The sequence below is a fragment of the Labrys methylaminiphilus subsp. lupini genome, assembly GCF_051161885.1.
GTDB lineage: Bacteria > Pseudomonadota > Alphaproteobacteria > Rhizobiales > Labraceae > Labrys.
Genome location: NZ_JBMDIH010000001.1, coordinates 1448749 through 1462554 on the forward strand (window position 1 = coordinate 1448749; position 13806 = coordinate 1462554).

At 62.4% G+C, this 13806-nt stretch carries 12 protein-coding genes; 6 read left to right on the forward strand and 6 right to left on the reverse strand.

Annotated features, from left to right (window positions below; translation table 11 throughout):
- The 3 genes from ACN6KF_RS06685 (at nucleotide 1) to ACN6KF_RS06695 (ending at nucleotide 3794) form a co-directional block, all read left to right on the forward strand.
- Nucleotides 1-1080 (forward strand): BMP family ABC transporter substrate-binding protein, encoded by a 1080-nt coding sequence (locus tag ACN6KF_RS06685; RefSeq protein ID WP_434956089.1) that lies wholly within the window; start codon nucleotides 1-3, stop codon nucleotides 1078-1080.
- A gap of 226 nt (nucleotides 1081-1306) precedes the next feature.
- Nucleotides 1307-2575, forward strand: a complete 1269-nt coding sequence (locus tag ACN6KF_RS06690; protein WP_434956090.1) for an allantoate amidohydrolase — start codon at nucleotides 1307-1309, stop codon at nucleotides 2573-2575.
- A gap of 346 nt (nucleotides 2576-2921) precedes the next feature.
- A complete protein-coding gene (locus tag ACN6KF_RS06695) occupies nucleotides 2922-3794 on the forward strand; it encodes an EamA family transporter (RefSeq protein ID WP_434956091.1) in 873 nt (290 codons plus the stop codon).
- Here the strand turns inward: ACN6KF_RS06695 and ACN6KF_RS06700 are convergent.
- The 6 genes from ACN6KF_RS06700 to rimO all read right to left on the reverse strand — a co-directional run bounded on the left by ACN6KF_RS06700 (nucleotide 3778) and on the right by rimO (nucleotide 10076).
- Nucleotides 3778-4587: an amino acid ABC transporter ATP-binding protein gene (locus ACN6KF_RS06700; protein ID WP_434956092.1), complete on the reverse strand. Its 810-nt coding sequence runs from the start codon at nucleotides 4585-4587 to the stop codon at nucleotides 3778-3780. The genes ACN6KF_RS06695 and ACN6KF_RS06700 overlap by 17 nt on opposite strands.
- A gap of 14 nt (nucleotides 4588-4601) precedes the next feature.
- A complete protein-coding gene (locus tag ACN6KF_RS06705; protein ID WP_434956093.1) occupies nucleotides 4602-5237 on the reverse strand; it encodes an amino acid ABC transporter permease in 636 nt (211 codons plus the stop codon).
- Between the two features lie 4 nt (nucleotides 5238-5241).
- Nucleotides 5242-5910, reverse strand: a complete 669-nt coding sequence (locus tag ACN6KF_RS06710; RefSeq protein ID WP_434956094.1) for an amino acid ABC transporter permease — start codon at nucleotides 5908-5910, stop codon at nucleotides 5242-5244.
- Nucleotides 5911-6017: 107 nt separating this feature from the next.
- A complete protein-coding gene (locus ACN6KF_RS06715; protein WP_434956095.1) occupies nucleotides 6018-6890 on the reverse strand; it encodes a transporter substrate-binding domain-containing protein in 873 nt (290 codons plus the stop codon).
- Between the two features lie 216 nt (nucleotides 6891-7106).
- On the reverse strand, nucleotides 7107-8306 hold the full coding sequence (ampC, locus tag ACN6KF_RS06720) for a class C beta-lactamase (RefSeq protein WP_434956096.1): 1200 nt from the start codon (nucleotides 8304-8306) through the stop codon (nucleotides 7107-7109).
- A 417-nt stretch (nucleotides 8307-8723) separates the two neighbouring features.
- Nucleotides 8724-10076, reverse strand: coding sequence for a 30S ribosomal protein S12 methylthiotransferase RimO (gene rimO / locus ACN6KF_RS06725; RefSeq protein ID WP_434956097.1), 1353 nt, complete (start codon nucleotides 10074-10076; stop codon nucleotides 8724-8726).
- 386 nt (nucleotides 10077-10462) lie between these two features.
- Between rimO and ACN6KF_RS06730 the strand changes: the two genes are divergently transcribed.
- The 3 genes from ACN6KF_RS06730 to ACN6KF_RS06740 all read left to right on the forward strand — a co-directional run bounded on the left by ACN6KF_RS06730 (nucleotide 10463) and on the right by ACN6KF_RS06740 (nucleotide 13674).
- A complete protein-coding gene (locus tag ACN6KF_RS06730; protein WP_434956098.1) occupies nucleotides 10463-11116 on the forward strand; it encodes a FadR/GntR family transcriptional regulator in 654 nt (217 codons plus the stop codon).
- Between the two features lie 41 nt (nucleotides 11117-11157).
- A complete protein-coding gene (locus ACN6KF_RS06735) occupies nucleotides 11158-12327 on the forward strand; it encodes a PLP-dependent transferase (RefSeq protein WP_434959628.1) in 1170 nt (389 codons plus the stop codon).
- An 81-nt stretch (nucleotides 12328-12408) separates the two neighbouring features.
- Nucleotides 12409-13674 (forward strand): ABC transporter substrate-binding protein, encoded by a 1266-nt coding sequence (locus ACN6KF_RS06740; protein ID WP_434956099.1) that lies wholly within the window; start codon nucleotides 12409-12411, stop codon nucleotides 13672-13674.
- Nucleotides 13675-13806: the final 132 nt, after the last annotated feature.

The window sequence follows — 13806 nt, forward strand, 5'->3', positions numbered from 1 at the left end:
ATGAAAAAAACGATATTGGCAGCCCTGGCCGTTTGCGGCCTCATGGCCGGTGCCGGGGTGACCTCGGCCAGCGCCGAGGAGAAGCTCAAGGTGGGCTTCATCTATGTCGGTCCGGTCGGCGATTTCGGCTGGTCCTACCAGCATGATGTCGGACGCAAGGCGCTGGTCAAGGCGCTCGGCGACAAGGTCGAAACCACCTATGTCGAGAGCGTACAGGAAGGCCCCGATGCCCAGCGCGCCATCGAGAACCTCGCCGATTCCGGTCACAAGCTGATCTTCACCACCTCCTTCGGCTTCATGGATCCCACCATCAAGGCCGCCAAGAACTTTCCGGACGTGAAGTTCGAGCACGCCACCGGCTTCAAGCGGGCCGAGAATGTCTCGACCTATGCCGGGCGCTTCTATGAAGGGCGCTATGTGGAGGGCGTGATCGCCGCCAAGATGTCGAAGAGCGGCATTGTCGGCTATGTCGCACCGTTCCCGATTCCCGAAGTGATCTCGGGCATCAATTCCTTCATGCGTGGCGCCCAGTCCGTACGCCCGGACATGAAGATCAAGATCGTCTGGACCTCGAGCTGGTATGATCCCGGCAAGGAAGCCGACGCTTCCAAGGCGCTGATCGCCCAGGGCGCCGACATCCTGGCGACCCATACCGACAGTCCCGCCGCCACCCAGGCCGCGGCCGAGAAGGGTATCAACTCCTTCGGCCAAGACTCCGACATGATCGCCTTCGGTCCGAAGACCCAGCTCACCGCGATCATCAACCACTGGGACGACTATTACATCGAGCGCGCCAAGGCCGTACTGGACGGGACCTGGAAGTCTGAGGATACCTGGGAAGGGCTCGACAAGGGCATGGTCAAGATGGCGCCCTACACCAACATGCCCGACGATGTGAAGAAGCTGGCGGAGGAGACCGAGGCGGGCCTCAAATCCGGCAAGATCCACCCCTTCACCTGCCCCGTCGCGAACCAGACGGGCGAGACGGTGGAATGCAAGGGCGGCGACAAGCTCGATGCCTCGCAGATCCTCGGCATGAACTGGTACGTCAAGGGCATCGACGACAAGTTCCCGAACTGATTGGCCCGCCGCGCATGCAGGCTCTACACTTGCTCGCGCATAGCGGCCCACGACCTCTCCGGTCCCCCCAACAAAAGGGGACCGGAGCGGCGTTTTCTGTTAGGGACGGGCTAACCTTTCGGAATGCCCTCCTGACGAGACCGTACCACCCCATGCCATTTGACCATGCCAGGCTCGATGCCATCCCCTATCCCGTGTTCTTCCTGCCGACAGGGGAGGCGACGAGATGATCGAACGAGCAATGGCGTTGGGCCGCGAGGCCGAGAGCATGATCCGCGCGCTTGCCACGATCAGTGCCGAGGAAGGACGCCTGACGCGTCTCTATCTCACACCCGAGCATCGGCAGGCGGCGGATCTGGTGGGCCGCTGGATGACGGAAGCCGGATTGGAGGTCAGCGAGGACGCGCTCGGCACGGTGCGAGGCCGGTTGGCACCGTCTTCGGGAACGCGCAATGCCGTGCAGCGGCTGCTGATCGGCTCGCATATCGACACCGTGATTGATGCCGGCGCCTATGACGGCACGTTCGGCGTCATCGCTGGTATCCTGGCGACACGCGAGATCCTCCGCAAACATGGCGCCATGCCCTTCGGTATCGATGTCCTCGCCTTCGGTGACGAAGAGGGCTCCCGTTTTGCGACGACGTTGCTCGGCTCCGAGGCCGTCGCAGGGCACTTCCATCCGGCGGTTTTGCAGATCGAATCCAACGATGGCGTCAAGCTGGTGGATGCGTTGCGACTCTATGGCAAAGATCCGGACGCCATTCCCTCGGCCGCCTATGAGCCCGGCGAGGCGGCGGCTTATGTCGAGGTTCATATCGAGCAGGGCCCGGTGTTGGAAGAGGCCGGCGAGGGGCTCGGTGTCGTGACGGCTATCGCCAGCCAGATACGCTATTCAGTGACGGTAGTGGGCGAAGCCGGCCATGCCGGCACGGTACCGATGACATTGAGGCGGGACGCCTTCTCGGCCTGCGCCGAAATGGCGCTTGCGCTCGAAAACCTCGCCAGAAGCCATGCCGATGATTTCATGGTCGGCACCATCGGCAAGTTGAGCCTGTCGCCCGGCGCCTCCAACGTCATTCCCGCCCGCATCGTCTTTACAGTCGATCTGCGCTCGCAGAGTGACGCCAGGCGCGTTGAGGCGATGAACGTCTTGCGCAAGGAGTTCCTCGCCATCGCCGAACGGCGCGGCGTCTCGGTCTGGATCGAGCAGACCCATGAAGCCAAGGCGGAGCCCTGCGATCCTTTCCTGCAGGCCGGATTTGCCGCAGCGATCATCGCCCAGGGCAGCAAGGCGATCCACCTGCCGTCGGGGGCCGGGCATGACGCCCAGTCGCTGGCCGCCCTCTGTCCGATCGGCATGCTGTTCGTGCGTTGCCGGGGCGGCGTCAGCCATAACCCTGCGGAATTCACCTCGATTCGCGACATGGGGCTGGCGGTGACGGCTCTGATCGATTTCATCGAGAAGTTCGATCCAGCGAAAGCAGCCGCGGGCTGAGAAGGAGGCGTCCTTCTTTCTCAAATCACGGCCGATCATGCTGCGAACCGTCGCACGGTCGGGTTGGCCGACCACCGTCGGGGAACTCTCTGGATCGTCTGAATGCGCCGACATTCCTTCCAAGATGAGGAGGTTTGTCGGCTATGCCTCAGATTATCTATATATACTGATCTCCTGCCCGAATAGAATGATGAGATCTTTCCAGAGTTTGATCGCACGGACGGGAAGAGCGCAGCGATTGCAGGCACAGATCGGCATGCCCCCGGGCGGAAGCCGCAATTGTCATTTTGCCACTCTCCGCTTTGCCGTTTCGATGGTGTAGAAGCGCTCCCCTGAGGAGGGGACTTTGCAGGACAATTCAAGCAACGCGGCCGCAGCATCGACATCGCAGACGAGCCTCGCCCTGGTCATGCTCACATGCTCGATGGTTTCGGTGCAGCTCGGCGCGGCCCTGGCTCATCCCACCATGGCCGCCTATGGTCCTTTCGCCACCACCTGGGGGCGGCTGGCCTGGGCAGCGATCATCCTCGGCATCATCGTGCGGCCGGATCTGCGCCGCTATCACCGCCGGGATATTCTGGCTGCGTTGGCGCTGGGCGCGGTTATCGCGATGATGACGCTCTTCTTCTTCGTAGCAATCACCCGTGTGCCGCTGGGCCTGGTGGTTGCGATCGAGTTCCTGGGGCCGCTAGGCGTCGCGGCCCTCGGCTTTGCCCGCAGTTGGCGGCTGATCTGGCTGGTGCTGGCCTTTGGCGGCGTGCTCCTGCTGGTGCGAAACCAGGCGGGCTGGAGCGTCGACATGCTCGGCTTCCTGTTCGCGCTTGCCGCCGGGACCGGGTGGGCCGCCTATATTCTTTTGAGCAAGCGGATCGGCAAATCCTTCAAGGGGCTGGAGGGGTTGGCGATCTCCTTCGCCGCGGCAGCCCTGATATCGACCCCCTTCGGCCTGTACGAAACCGGTTTTGCTCTTCCCGGCGGCCTCGCCCTGCAGACGGTCGGCCTGGCCGTCCTGACGCCGCTCTTGCCCTATGCCCTCGAAATGATGGCCTTGAGGCGCCTGTCTTCGGCGACCTTCGGGATCTTGATGAGTGCCGAGCCCGGTATCGGTGCGCTTGCCGGCTATTTCGTCCTGCATGAGCCGCTCAGCCTGCAGCAGATCGGCGGCATCGTGCTGGTGATGATCGCCAGTGCGGGCGCTGTCATCAGCGCGCGTGAGTAGGGGCAGGTTGCTGGAGGCCCGCGAAACGCGCGAGGAAGGCGCGAAGCCGCTCGTTCGGCTGTTCGCTGAAGACGAGCGCGGGTGGGGCATCGATCACGATCTTGCCCTGATCGGTGAAAACAACTCTGTCGGCGACCTCCCGGGCGAATGCCATCTCATGGGTCACGAGGATCATGGTGCGCCCCTCGGCTGCCAGCTCGCGGACGACGCCGAGGACCTCGCCGACGAGTTCGGGATCGAGGGCGGAGGTGATCTCGTCGAGCAGCAACACCTTGGGTTCCATCGCCAAGGCGCGGGCAATGCCGACGCGTTGCTGCTGCCCGCCGGAAAGCTGTCCCGGCATCGCATCGATCTTTGCGGACAGGCCAACGCGGCCGAGCCATTTCTCGGCGATGCTCCGGGCCTCGGCTTTGCTCTTGCCGCGCGACTTGATCAGGCCCAGCATGATGTTCTGGGCCGCCGTCAGATGCGGAAACAGGTTGAACTGCTGGAACACCATGGCGGCATCGACGCGTATATGGGCGAGTTCCCGCTCGCTACGTCGCCGCCGCTTACCATTCGCTTCGCTGAAGCCGACTTCGACCCCGTCAATGCGAACCGAGCCCCCATCATACTCCTCCAGGAAGTTGATGCAGCGCAGCAGGGTGGTCTTACCGCTGCCGGAGGGGCCGATTATGGCGATGACCTGGCCCTTCTCGACGGCGAGGTCGACGCCTTTCAGCACCTGCAGGGGCCCGAAGGATTTGGTGAGATTGGCAATCTCGATCACTGGCTGCGTTGCGGCATTTGACATGGCGGTTCTTCCGATCAGACGAAGCGCTTTTCGAGCCGGCGGCTCAGGGCAGAGAGCGGGAAGTTGATGGCGAAATACATCAGCGCGCCCAGCACATAGAGCGGCAGGGCGACATGGGTACGGCCGATCACCTGCTGCAGCGAGAGCAGGAGATCGACGATGCCGAGCAGCGATACGAGCGAGGAGCCCTTCACCGTATCGACCATGCTGTTGATGAAAGGCGGCAGGAAGCGCCTGACGGCCTGGGGAGCAAGGACATAGAAGAAGCGATCGAAGAGGCCGAGGCCGATCGACTGGGCTGCCTCCGTCTGCCCTCTCGGAATGGCCTGAAAGGCGCCACGTGTGATTTCGACGATCTGGGCCGACTTGAAGGCGGTGAGCGCCACGATCGCCGCCAGCAGGCTGGGCAGATTGATGCGCAACGCCGGCAGGCCATAATAGATGAAATAGAGCAGGACCAGGATCGGGACGCCGCGAACGAAATCCGCATAGAGCCGGATCGGCAGTCGTGCCCAGGCCGGCCCGAAGACCAGTGCGCAGCCGAGCGGAATGCCGATCAGCAGCGAAATCACGACCACAGCCGCGGACACGAAGAGCGTGGTCCACAGGCCGCCGAGCAGGAAGGGGAGTGCCTCGAACATCGTGGACATGGTGTCACCGGTTGATGGCATAGCGCCGCTCGGCCAGCCTCAGCAACAGGAGGATGGCGTAGCTGGTCACCAGATAGATGGGGGTCGCGAGCAGATAGACCTCGACGGTGCGGAACGTCTGTGTCTCGATCCAGCGCATGCCATAGGCGAGCTCGGGCACGGCGATGGCGGAGGCGATCGAGGTGTCCTTGAACAAGGAGACATAGGTGTTCGAAAGCGAAGGCAGGGCGATGCGCAGCGCCGTCGGCAGGCGAACGTGCCAGAGCACGCCGAAAGGTGTCAGGCCGATGCTCTTACCCGCCTCGATCAGCCCTTTCGGCACGGCCTCCAGGCCCGCTCGCAGCACCTCGACGAGATAGGCGCCCGAATAGACGGCGAGCGTGGCCACGAAGGAGGTCGTCGCCCCATATTGCAGGTCGATGGCGCTGGGGATGCCGTAAAAGACCAGATAGACCAGCAGCAGCAGCGGCACGTTGCGGACGAACTCGACATAGCCCCGGATCAGGGGGCGAGCCCAGCGCGGCCCGTCGAGCTGGACCAAGGCGAGGACCAGCCCGATGAGCATGCCGATTGCGATGGTCGCGGCCGCCAGTTCGATGCTCAGCAGCAGCCCTTCGAAGAGCTTGGCCGAATAGCGCCAGACGATGGCGAAGTTGAAATGATAATTCATCATGCCGAAGATCCAGCCATCACGCGCGACAGAGCCCTGGCATCGCCGGCCGGGATTGGCACCGAGGTGCGCCGGCGATGCTGTCGGGAATTTGCGGGAGGAGCTGGAGCCTAAAAGGTCGGCAGGCCGGGTTTGCGGGCCGGCGGGGTCAGGCCGAAATAGTCCTTCAGCGCCGCGTCATAGATCTCATTCTGGTGGCCATGGATCGCCACGCCAAAGGTGGTGTCGACGAAACGGATCCAGTCAGGGTCACCCTGGCGCACTGCGGCGCCATACAATTGGGCGTTCCAGGACTTGCCCGCGTCGAAATATTTGTCCGGATTGCGCTTGGCGAGCCACCAGACGTTGGAAAGGTCGACTGCGGCGGCGTCGACCCGCTTGGAATCCAGGGCGAGAACAACGTTGGGCTGGCTGTCGAGCTGCATCACGGTAGCCTCGGGCAGCACCTTCTTGACCGTTTCTTCGGCATCGACATTCTGCAGGATGGAGATGCGCGCCGCGGAACCCGCCTTGAGCAGGTCGTCGAAGGTCTTCTTGTCGCTGTCAGGCCGGGTGAGGAAGGCAACACCCTCGACATAATAGGGGCGGGAATAGGCGACGAGCTGGGCCCGGGCCGGCGAGATCGTCATGAACTGGATGACGACATCGACCTTGCCGGTGGTGATATTGGGGACGCGCTGGGCGGCATCCTGGCGGACGAATTCGATCTTGCTGGCATCATCGAACAGGCCTTTGGCCAAAATCTTGGCCATGGCGATGTCCATGCCTGCCAACTCGCCCTTTTCGTCCTCGAAATGCCAGGGCGCATTGGTGGAGCCGGTGCCGACGATGAGGTGGCCCCGATCAAGTATGGTGCGGAGCAGGCTGTCGGACGAGGCCTGGGCGGCTGCCTGCCGGGCGGAGCCAACGACGCTTGCCAGGGCCAGGCCACCGAGCAGGCCGCCCTTGACCAGATTCCGTCTGGTTTCGGCGAAGTCTTCCATAGTGCTGTACTCCCCGTTGTCTGGATGCTGTATTACATTATTATGTTATATTAGGCATAGTTATGGTATTAACGGTATCTGGGGGTGTCAAGATGGATGTCGGCCTGTGGCAGTGAGACGTCTCGGTTTCGGCGGAAGGGGAGCAATACAAAAAGCCCTGCACCGAGGCGGTGCAGGGCGGATTGCTGACCTGTTGCTGGAATGGCGGGGGACGTTTCAGGGCTTGGGCGCCGGCTTTTTCTGGCCGTCGAGCGCACTCAGGATCTGCCAAGCGGCCTTGACCCGATCCGGTATGGGATAGTTCTTGTTGGCTAGGATCGCGATGCCGATGCCCTTGGCCGGCACATAGGCGACATAGCCACCGAAGCCGTTGGTGGAGCCCGTCTTGTTGAACAGCATGTCGCGCCGCGCTGGCTGTGGCGGTACGAGTTTGTGCGCCTCGTGCGGTTCGAAGGCCATCTTGGCTGAATTTCCGGCAAGCAGGCGCTCGAGCGTCGTCGGATAGCTATACATTTCCCATCCGAGGCCTTGCTGCATCACGCCTATCTTGTAGTAGCCTGCCTGCGTCGCGGCGATGGCACTCTGGAGCGTTTCGTCCAGCCGGGACCTATTCATATTGGCGTCGACGAAGCGGATGAGGTCTGTCGCGGTCGTCTTGATGCCATAGGCCTCTGAATCCATGGGGCCAGGCGACACCCGGACGGACCGGCCATCCTTGGTATAGCCGAGCGCATAGTCCGCCATCCGTTCCGGCGGCACCCGGACATAGGTATTGGAGAGGCCGAGCAGGGGCAGGATTTCTCGCTGCATGAGGTCATCGAAAGGCTTGCCCATGGCCTGGGCGGCAAGATAGCCGAACAGGCCGATGCTCGGATTGGAATAGAGCCTGTGGGTGCCGGGCGAGAAGGCCGGACGCCATGCCTTGTAGTAGGCGATCATCTTGGTATCGTCGGTGATCTCGTCCGGAAACTGCAGGGGCAGCCCACCGGCGGTGTAGGTGGCAAGCTCGAGCAGGCTGACGCCTTCGAGGCTGCTGCCGACGAGTGCCGGCAATCTCTGGCCCGCCTTGTCCGACAGCGACAGGTCGCCACGCGCCACGCCATAAGCGCCAAGCGTGGCCGTGAAGGTCTTGCTGATCGAGCCCATCTCGAAAAGCGTATTGTCGGTGACCTTCTGCCCGCTCTCCTTCGAGGCAAGGCCGTAATTGAAGACGAATTGCTTGCCGCCGGCTGTGACGGCGATGGCCATGCCGGGGATTTTATCCCGCTCCATCAACGGCTTGATGGCGGCGTCGACGATTTGTTCGAGATGGCTCTGTTCGAGCGGTGTCTGGGCCGAGACCGGCTGGGCGGCAAGCATGGAGACTGCAAGCGCGGATGCGGCAATCATCCGCCTGTGCGACGTCGACGAGTTCATTCCCAACTCCATTTTTCGGGGATGTGACCTGAGGAGGCCTGAGCCGCCAGCACTTTTATATGCTGTCGACCGCTGCCCGCTGGGACTCCGGATAGGAGCAAATCCGGCTGCCGCCAAACGATGAATATTTGGATTTGGTATGAGAAAATCTTGGCCTTGAGACATGGCAATGCTTGCCGCGGCACTCCAATTGGCTGCGGGATATAAGTTTACCTTTTGGGATTGAGATGAGAAACCGGGAGTCCCATGCCTCTGGAAATGCTGGGACCCCATCGACTCCGATTGGTGCCAGACGGTGACGATTTCAGCCGGCTTGAATCAGGCTTTCAGGCTAAGTGCATGCTCGCTCTTCGGCGACCGGTTTTGCAAAAGCAATGATGCCATCTCGGCAGCGCCAGGGCTTGCCATCTGCTGTTCTCAGACTGCGATGCCGTGCAGGTCGTAGGCGTCCGAGCGCTCGATCTTCGCCGTGACGATGTCGCCGACGCGCAGCGGGCGGCGGCTGGCGACGTAGACGGCGCCGTCGATCTCCGGCGCGTCGGCCATGGAACGTCCCTTGGCGACGGTCGGTCCGGTCTCGTCGATGATGACGGGCAGGCGCTTGCCGACCTTGTTCTTCAGCTTGCGGATCGAGATCTGCTGCTGGGTTTCCATGAAGCGGCGATGGCGCTGCTTCTTCACCTCGTCCGGCACCGGCATCAGGCCGAGGTCATTGGCGGTGGCGCCGGCCACGGGCTCATATTCGAAGCAGCCGACACGATCGAGTTGGGCTTCGCGCAGCCAGTCGAGCAGCAGTTCGAAATCTTCGTCCGTCTCGCCGGGGAAGCCGACGATGAAGGTCGATCGCAGGGTGATGTCGGGGCAGATCTCGCGCCATTTATGGATGCGCTCCAGCACCTTCTCCTGGTTGCCGGGGCGACGCATCGCCTTCAGCACTGTGGGGGAGGCATGCTGGAAGGGGATGTCGAGATAGGGCAGGATCTTGCGTTCCGCCATCAGCGGGATGACGTCGTCGACATGCGGGTAGGGGTAGACATAGTGCATGCGCACCCAGACCCCGAGTTCGCCGAGAGCCTTCGATAGATCGAGGAACTTCGCCTTGAGCGGCTCGCCCTGCCAGGTGCTTTCGGCATAGCGGATGTCGACGCCATAGGCGGAGGTGTCCTGACTGATCACCAGCAATTCCTTGACGCCGGCCTTCACCAGCTTCTCGGCCTCGCGCATCACGTCGGCGGCTGGGCGGGAGACAAGATCGCCACGCAGCTTGGGGATGATGCAGAAGCTGCAGCGATTGTTGCAGCCTTCGGAAATCTTCAGATAGGCGTAGTGGCGCGGCGTGAGCTTGAGGCCCTGCGGCGGCACCAGATCCGTGAACGGATCATGGGCAGGGGGAGCCGCTCTGTGCACCGCTTCGACCACCGTCTCATATTGCTGCGGGCCGGTGACGGCGAAAACGTTAGGGAATTTTTCCAGGATCGGATCGGGTTCGGCGCCCATGCAGCCGGTGACGATCACCTTGCCGTTCTCGGCCATGGCATCGCCGATGGCGCCAAGGGATTCCGCCTTGGCTGAATCGAGGAAGCCGCAGGTGTTGACGATGACGAGGTCGGCGCCCTTGTGGTTGCGGGTGATGCCGTAGCCCTCGGCCCGGAGCTGGGTGAGGATGCGCTCGGAATCGACCAGGGCCTTGGGGCAACCCAGCGAGACATAGGAGACCGTCGGGGCCGTCTTGCCGTCCGCCGTCTCTTGCGCTGCTTCGATCACCGCCATGTCCGCTGTCCATCCTGTCCGTGAAACGCGTTCCTTTGCGCCAAGACGGGCCGGAATGCAATTGCGGAGTGGGCATGGCTGACCAACGGCCGAGCATTTGGCGCCTCGGTCTCCCGGCCGACAGCAAGGCACGGCCGTACGAGAGGGCGCGATCGGAGGGCCGATCTTCGGTTCGCCCACTTGAATCGCAAGGCCGGCTCCCGGGACGATCTGGGGATAGGCCCTTCAAAACGAATGGTCCGACTTTCTCCTTGACAACCCAACCAACTTTGAAAAATAGTCAGATGTCAGACCAATTTTAGATCGCCATCCGGAAACCCGATTTGCGCTCGCCGTCAGTCCAGGGACTTGCTCCGCTGCCATCCGCCGATCGGGCGGATGATGTGATGCGTGCGATCGGCCATTTCATCGCCACCTCCGGCATCAAGCCGGGCGAGCGCCTGCCGACCGAACGGCAGCTGATGCAGACCCTGGCGGTCGGCCGTTCCACGGTACGGGAAGTCATCCGCAAGCTGCAGGCCTTGGGTGTGGTTGAGTCCCGTAAGGGTAGCGGCACCTATCTCAAACGGCCGTTCTCGGCCGACGCCATCCATATGCCCCTGGTGATCGATGCCACCCTGCTGCGCGACCGCTTGCTGCAGACATTGGAGGTTCGGCGCGGGCTCGAAACCGAGGTGAGTGCGCTCGCCGCCCTCCGGGCAACGCCCGAGGACCTCGCCGTCATCGAGACCAAGCTCGACATCATGGAGGGGGTGCATCTGGAGAAGGGTACCTCCGGCCCCGAAGACCTCGCCTTCCATCTCGCCATCTATGATGCCAGCCACAATCCTTTGTTCGGCCAGCTCTTGGAGCGCATGCGGGAGGCTTTCGAGAGCTTCTTCGACGAGCCGTTCGATCGGCCGGATTTTGCCCGTCGCTCTTTTCGTTTTCATCGCGAGCTCTTCGACGCCATCGTCCGGCGTGATCCGGAGACGGCCCGTTTGAAGACGCTCGCCATTCTCGAAATTGTCGAAGAAGACATCAAGGACTTGTCCAAATGACTGACCATCGGATGACCGAGGCCCAGATGAAGGAGGCCCAGATGACGGAGGTTTGGGCCGACTTCGACTATGCCAGCCTCGTCGTCGCCCATGACGATACTCACGCCTTCGAGGCCGTGGTGCCGCCTATCGTGCAGACTTCGCTGTTCACTTTTTCCAGCTTCGAGGAGATGGCGGCGACCTATCGCGGCGAGCAGGTGCGCCCGGTCTATTCGCGCGTCGGCAATCCGACCACGCGGCTGTTCGAGCAGAAGATCGCCGAGCTGGAGCGCACAGACGATGCCATCGGTTTTGCCAGCGGCATGGGTGCGATTTCCTCCAGCGTGCTGGCCTTTCTCGAGCCGGGCGACCGCATTGTCTGCGTGCGCCATGTCTATCCCGATGCCTATCGCCTGTTCGAGACTCTGCTGAAGCGCTGGAAGGTCGAAACGGTCTATGTCGATGGCCGTGACGCCGATGCGGTGGCGGCGGCGCTGCCGGGTGCCAAGCTGCTCTATTTGGAGAGCCCGAACAGCTGGATGATGGAGACGCAGGACATTCCCGCCCTCACGACCCTGGCGCGTAACCATGGGGTGATCAGCATCATCGACAACAGCTGGGCTTCGCCGGTATTCCAGCAGCCGGTACGCCTCGGCGTCGACCTCGTCGTGCATTCGGCTTCCAAATATATCGGTGGCCATTCGGACGTGGTTGCCGGGGTCGTGGCAGGGCGCAAGGAACTCGTCGAGATCATCCGGCGCACCATCACGCCCTATCTCGGCGCCAAGCTGGCCCCGTTCGAGGCCTGGCTGCTGCTTCGCGGTCTGCGCACGCTGCCGACGCGCATGAAGGCGCACGAGGCGGCGGGGCTGGCCGTGGCGCGCAAGCTTGGCGAGTTGCCCGAAGTGGTAGCGGTCCATCATCCAGGCCTCGGCAACAGCCTGCCGCCGGGACTGAGTGGTACTTCGGGCCTGTTTTCCTTCGAATTCGACGACAGTGTCGCCATTCCCGCCTTCTGCAACGCCCTGCGCCTGTTCAAGATCGGCGTGAGCTGGGGCGGGCATGAAAGCCTGGTGGTGCCGGCGCTGGTCGGACGCGGCCAGAATGCCGGCCCCAATTCGGCCGTCGATTTCGGTGTGCCCGAACGCATGGTGCGGCTGCATGTCGGCCTTGAGGGCGTGGATGCGCTCTGGGGCGATATCACCCAGGCGCTATCAGCTGCGAAGAGATAGGGCGAGCCCGGACGCAATCCGTCGGAAGGTGTCCGGGGCGACCTTGGAAGTGAAGCGCAATAACAAGAGAGGGGAGTCTCAATGTTCAAGAAACTACTGCTGGCCGCCACGGCCTCGCTAGCGCTGGCTCTGCCAGCCTGGGCGGATACCACGCTCAAGCTGACGGAGGTGATCACCAGCCCCGAGCGCACGGAGACGCTCAAGCAGATCGTCAAGACCTTCGAGGATGCCAATCCCGGCGTGAAGGTCGAGATCACCTCGCTGCCCTGGGGCCAGGCCTTCGAGAAGTTCGCCACCATGGTTTCGGCGGGCGACACGCCGGATGTGGTCGAGATGCCGGATCGCTGGATCTCGCTCTATGCCAATAACGGCATGCTGGAGAACCTCGAGCCCTATCTGGCCAAGTGGGACCACACCAAGGACCTCAACGACAAGACGCTCCAGATGGGGCGCTACATCAACAACACCGCCTATGGATTGCCCTACGGCTTCTATCTGCGCGCGATGTTCTACAACAAGAAGCTGTTCAAGCAGGCCGGCATCGACAACCCGCCCAAGACGATGGACGAGTTCGTCGAGAGCGCCAAGAAGATCTCCGCCATTCCCGGCAAGTTCGGATACTGCCTGCGCGGCGGCCCCGGCGGCCTCAATGGCTGGATGATGATGGGCGCCACCGCGGCCGGCAACGACACCTTCTTCAAGGCGGACGGCACTTCCACCATGGCCGACCCCGCTTGGGTGAAAGGCCTCAGCGTGTTCGTCGATCTCTACAAGAACGGCTACGTTCCCAAGGACAGTGTGAACTGGGGCTTCAACGAGATCGTCACCGGCTTCTACTCCGGTACCTGCGCCATGCTTGATCAGGATCCGGATGCCCTGATCGCCGTGGCCGACAAGATGAGCAAGGACGATTACGACGTCGCTCCCATGCCCAAGGGAGCGGGCGGCAAGAGCTTCCCGACCCTGGGCTATGCCTCGTGGTCGATGTTCGCGGCTTCGGAGAACAAGGATCTGGCCTGGAAGCTGATCGCGGCTTTGGACAGCCCGGAAGGCAACATCGCCTGGAACAAGCGCACCGGTGCCCTGCCGATCTACAAGGCGGCGGAGCAGGATCCCTTCTATGCCGACCCTAAGTTCAAGGGCTGGTTCGAGGAACTGCGTGACCCCAATGTCGTGCCCCTGGTCATGCCGTTCCATCTGGAAGAGTGGGCCTTCTTCGACAGCTCCATCGCGTTGAAGACCACGCAGCAGGCCCTGCTCGGCCAGCTCGCGCCGGATCAGCTTGCCAGTCAGTGGGCCGAATATCTCACCAAGGCTCAGCAGGCCTACCTGGCGAAGAAGAAGTAATCGTTTCGTAGGCTCTGCGCGCGTCATCCTTCTCCCCTTGCGAGACCTGGCACTTCCTCCGGAAGTGCCTTGGGTGGCACGAATTGCCGGATGAGGGGAGAGATGCGACCTCTCCAGGGGCTCGCCGGAACC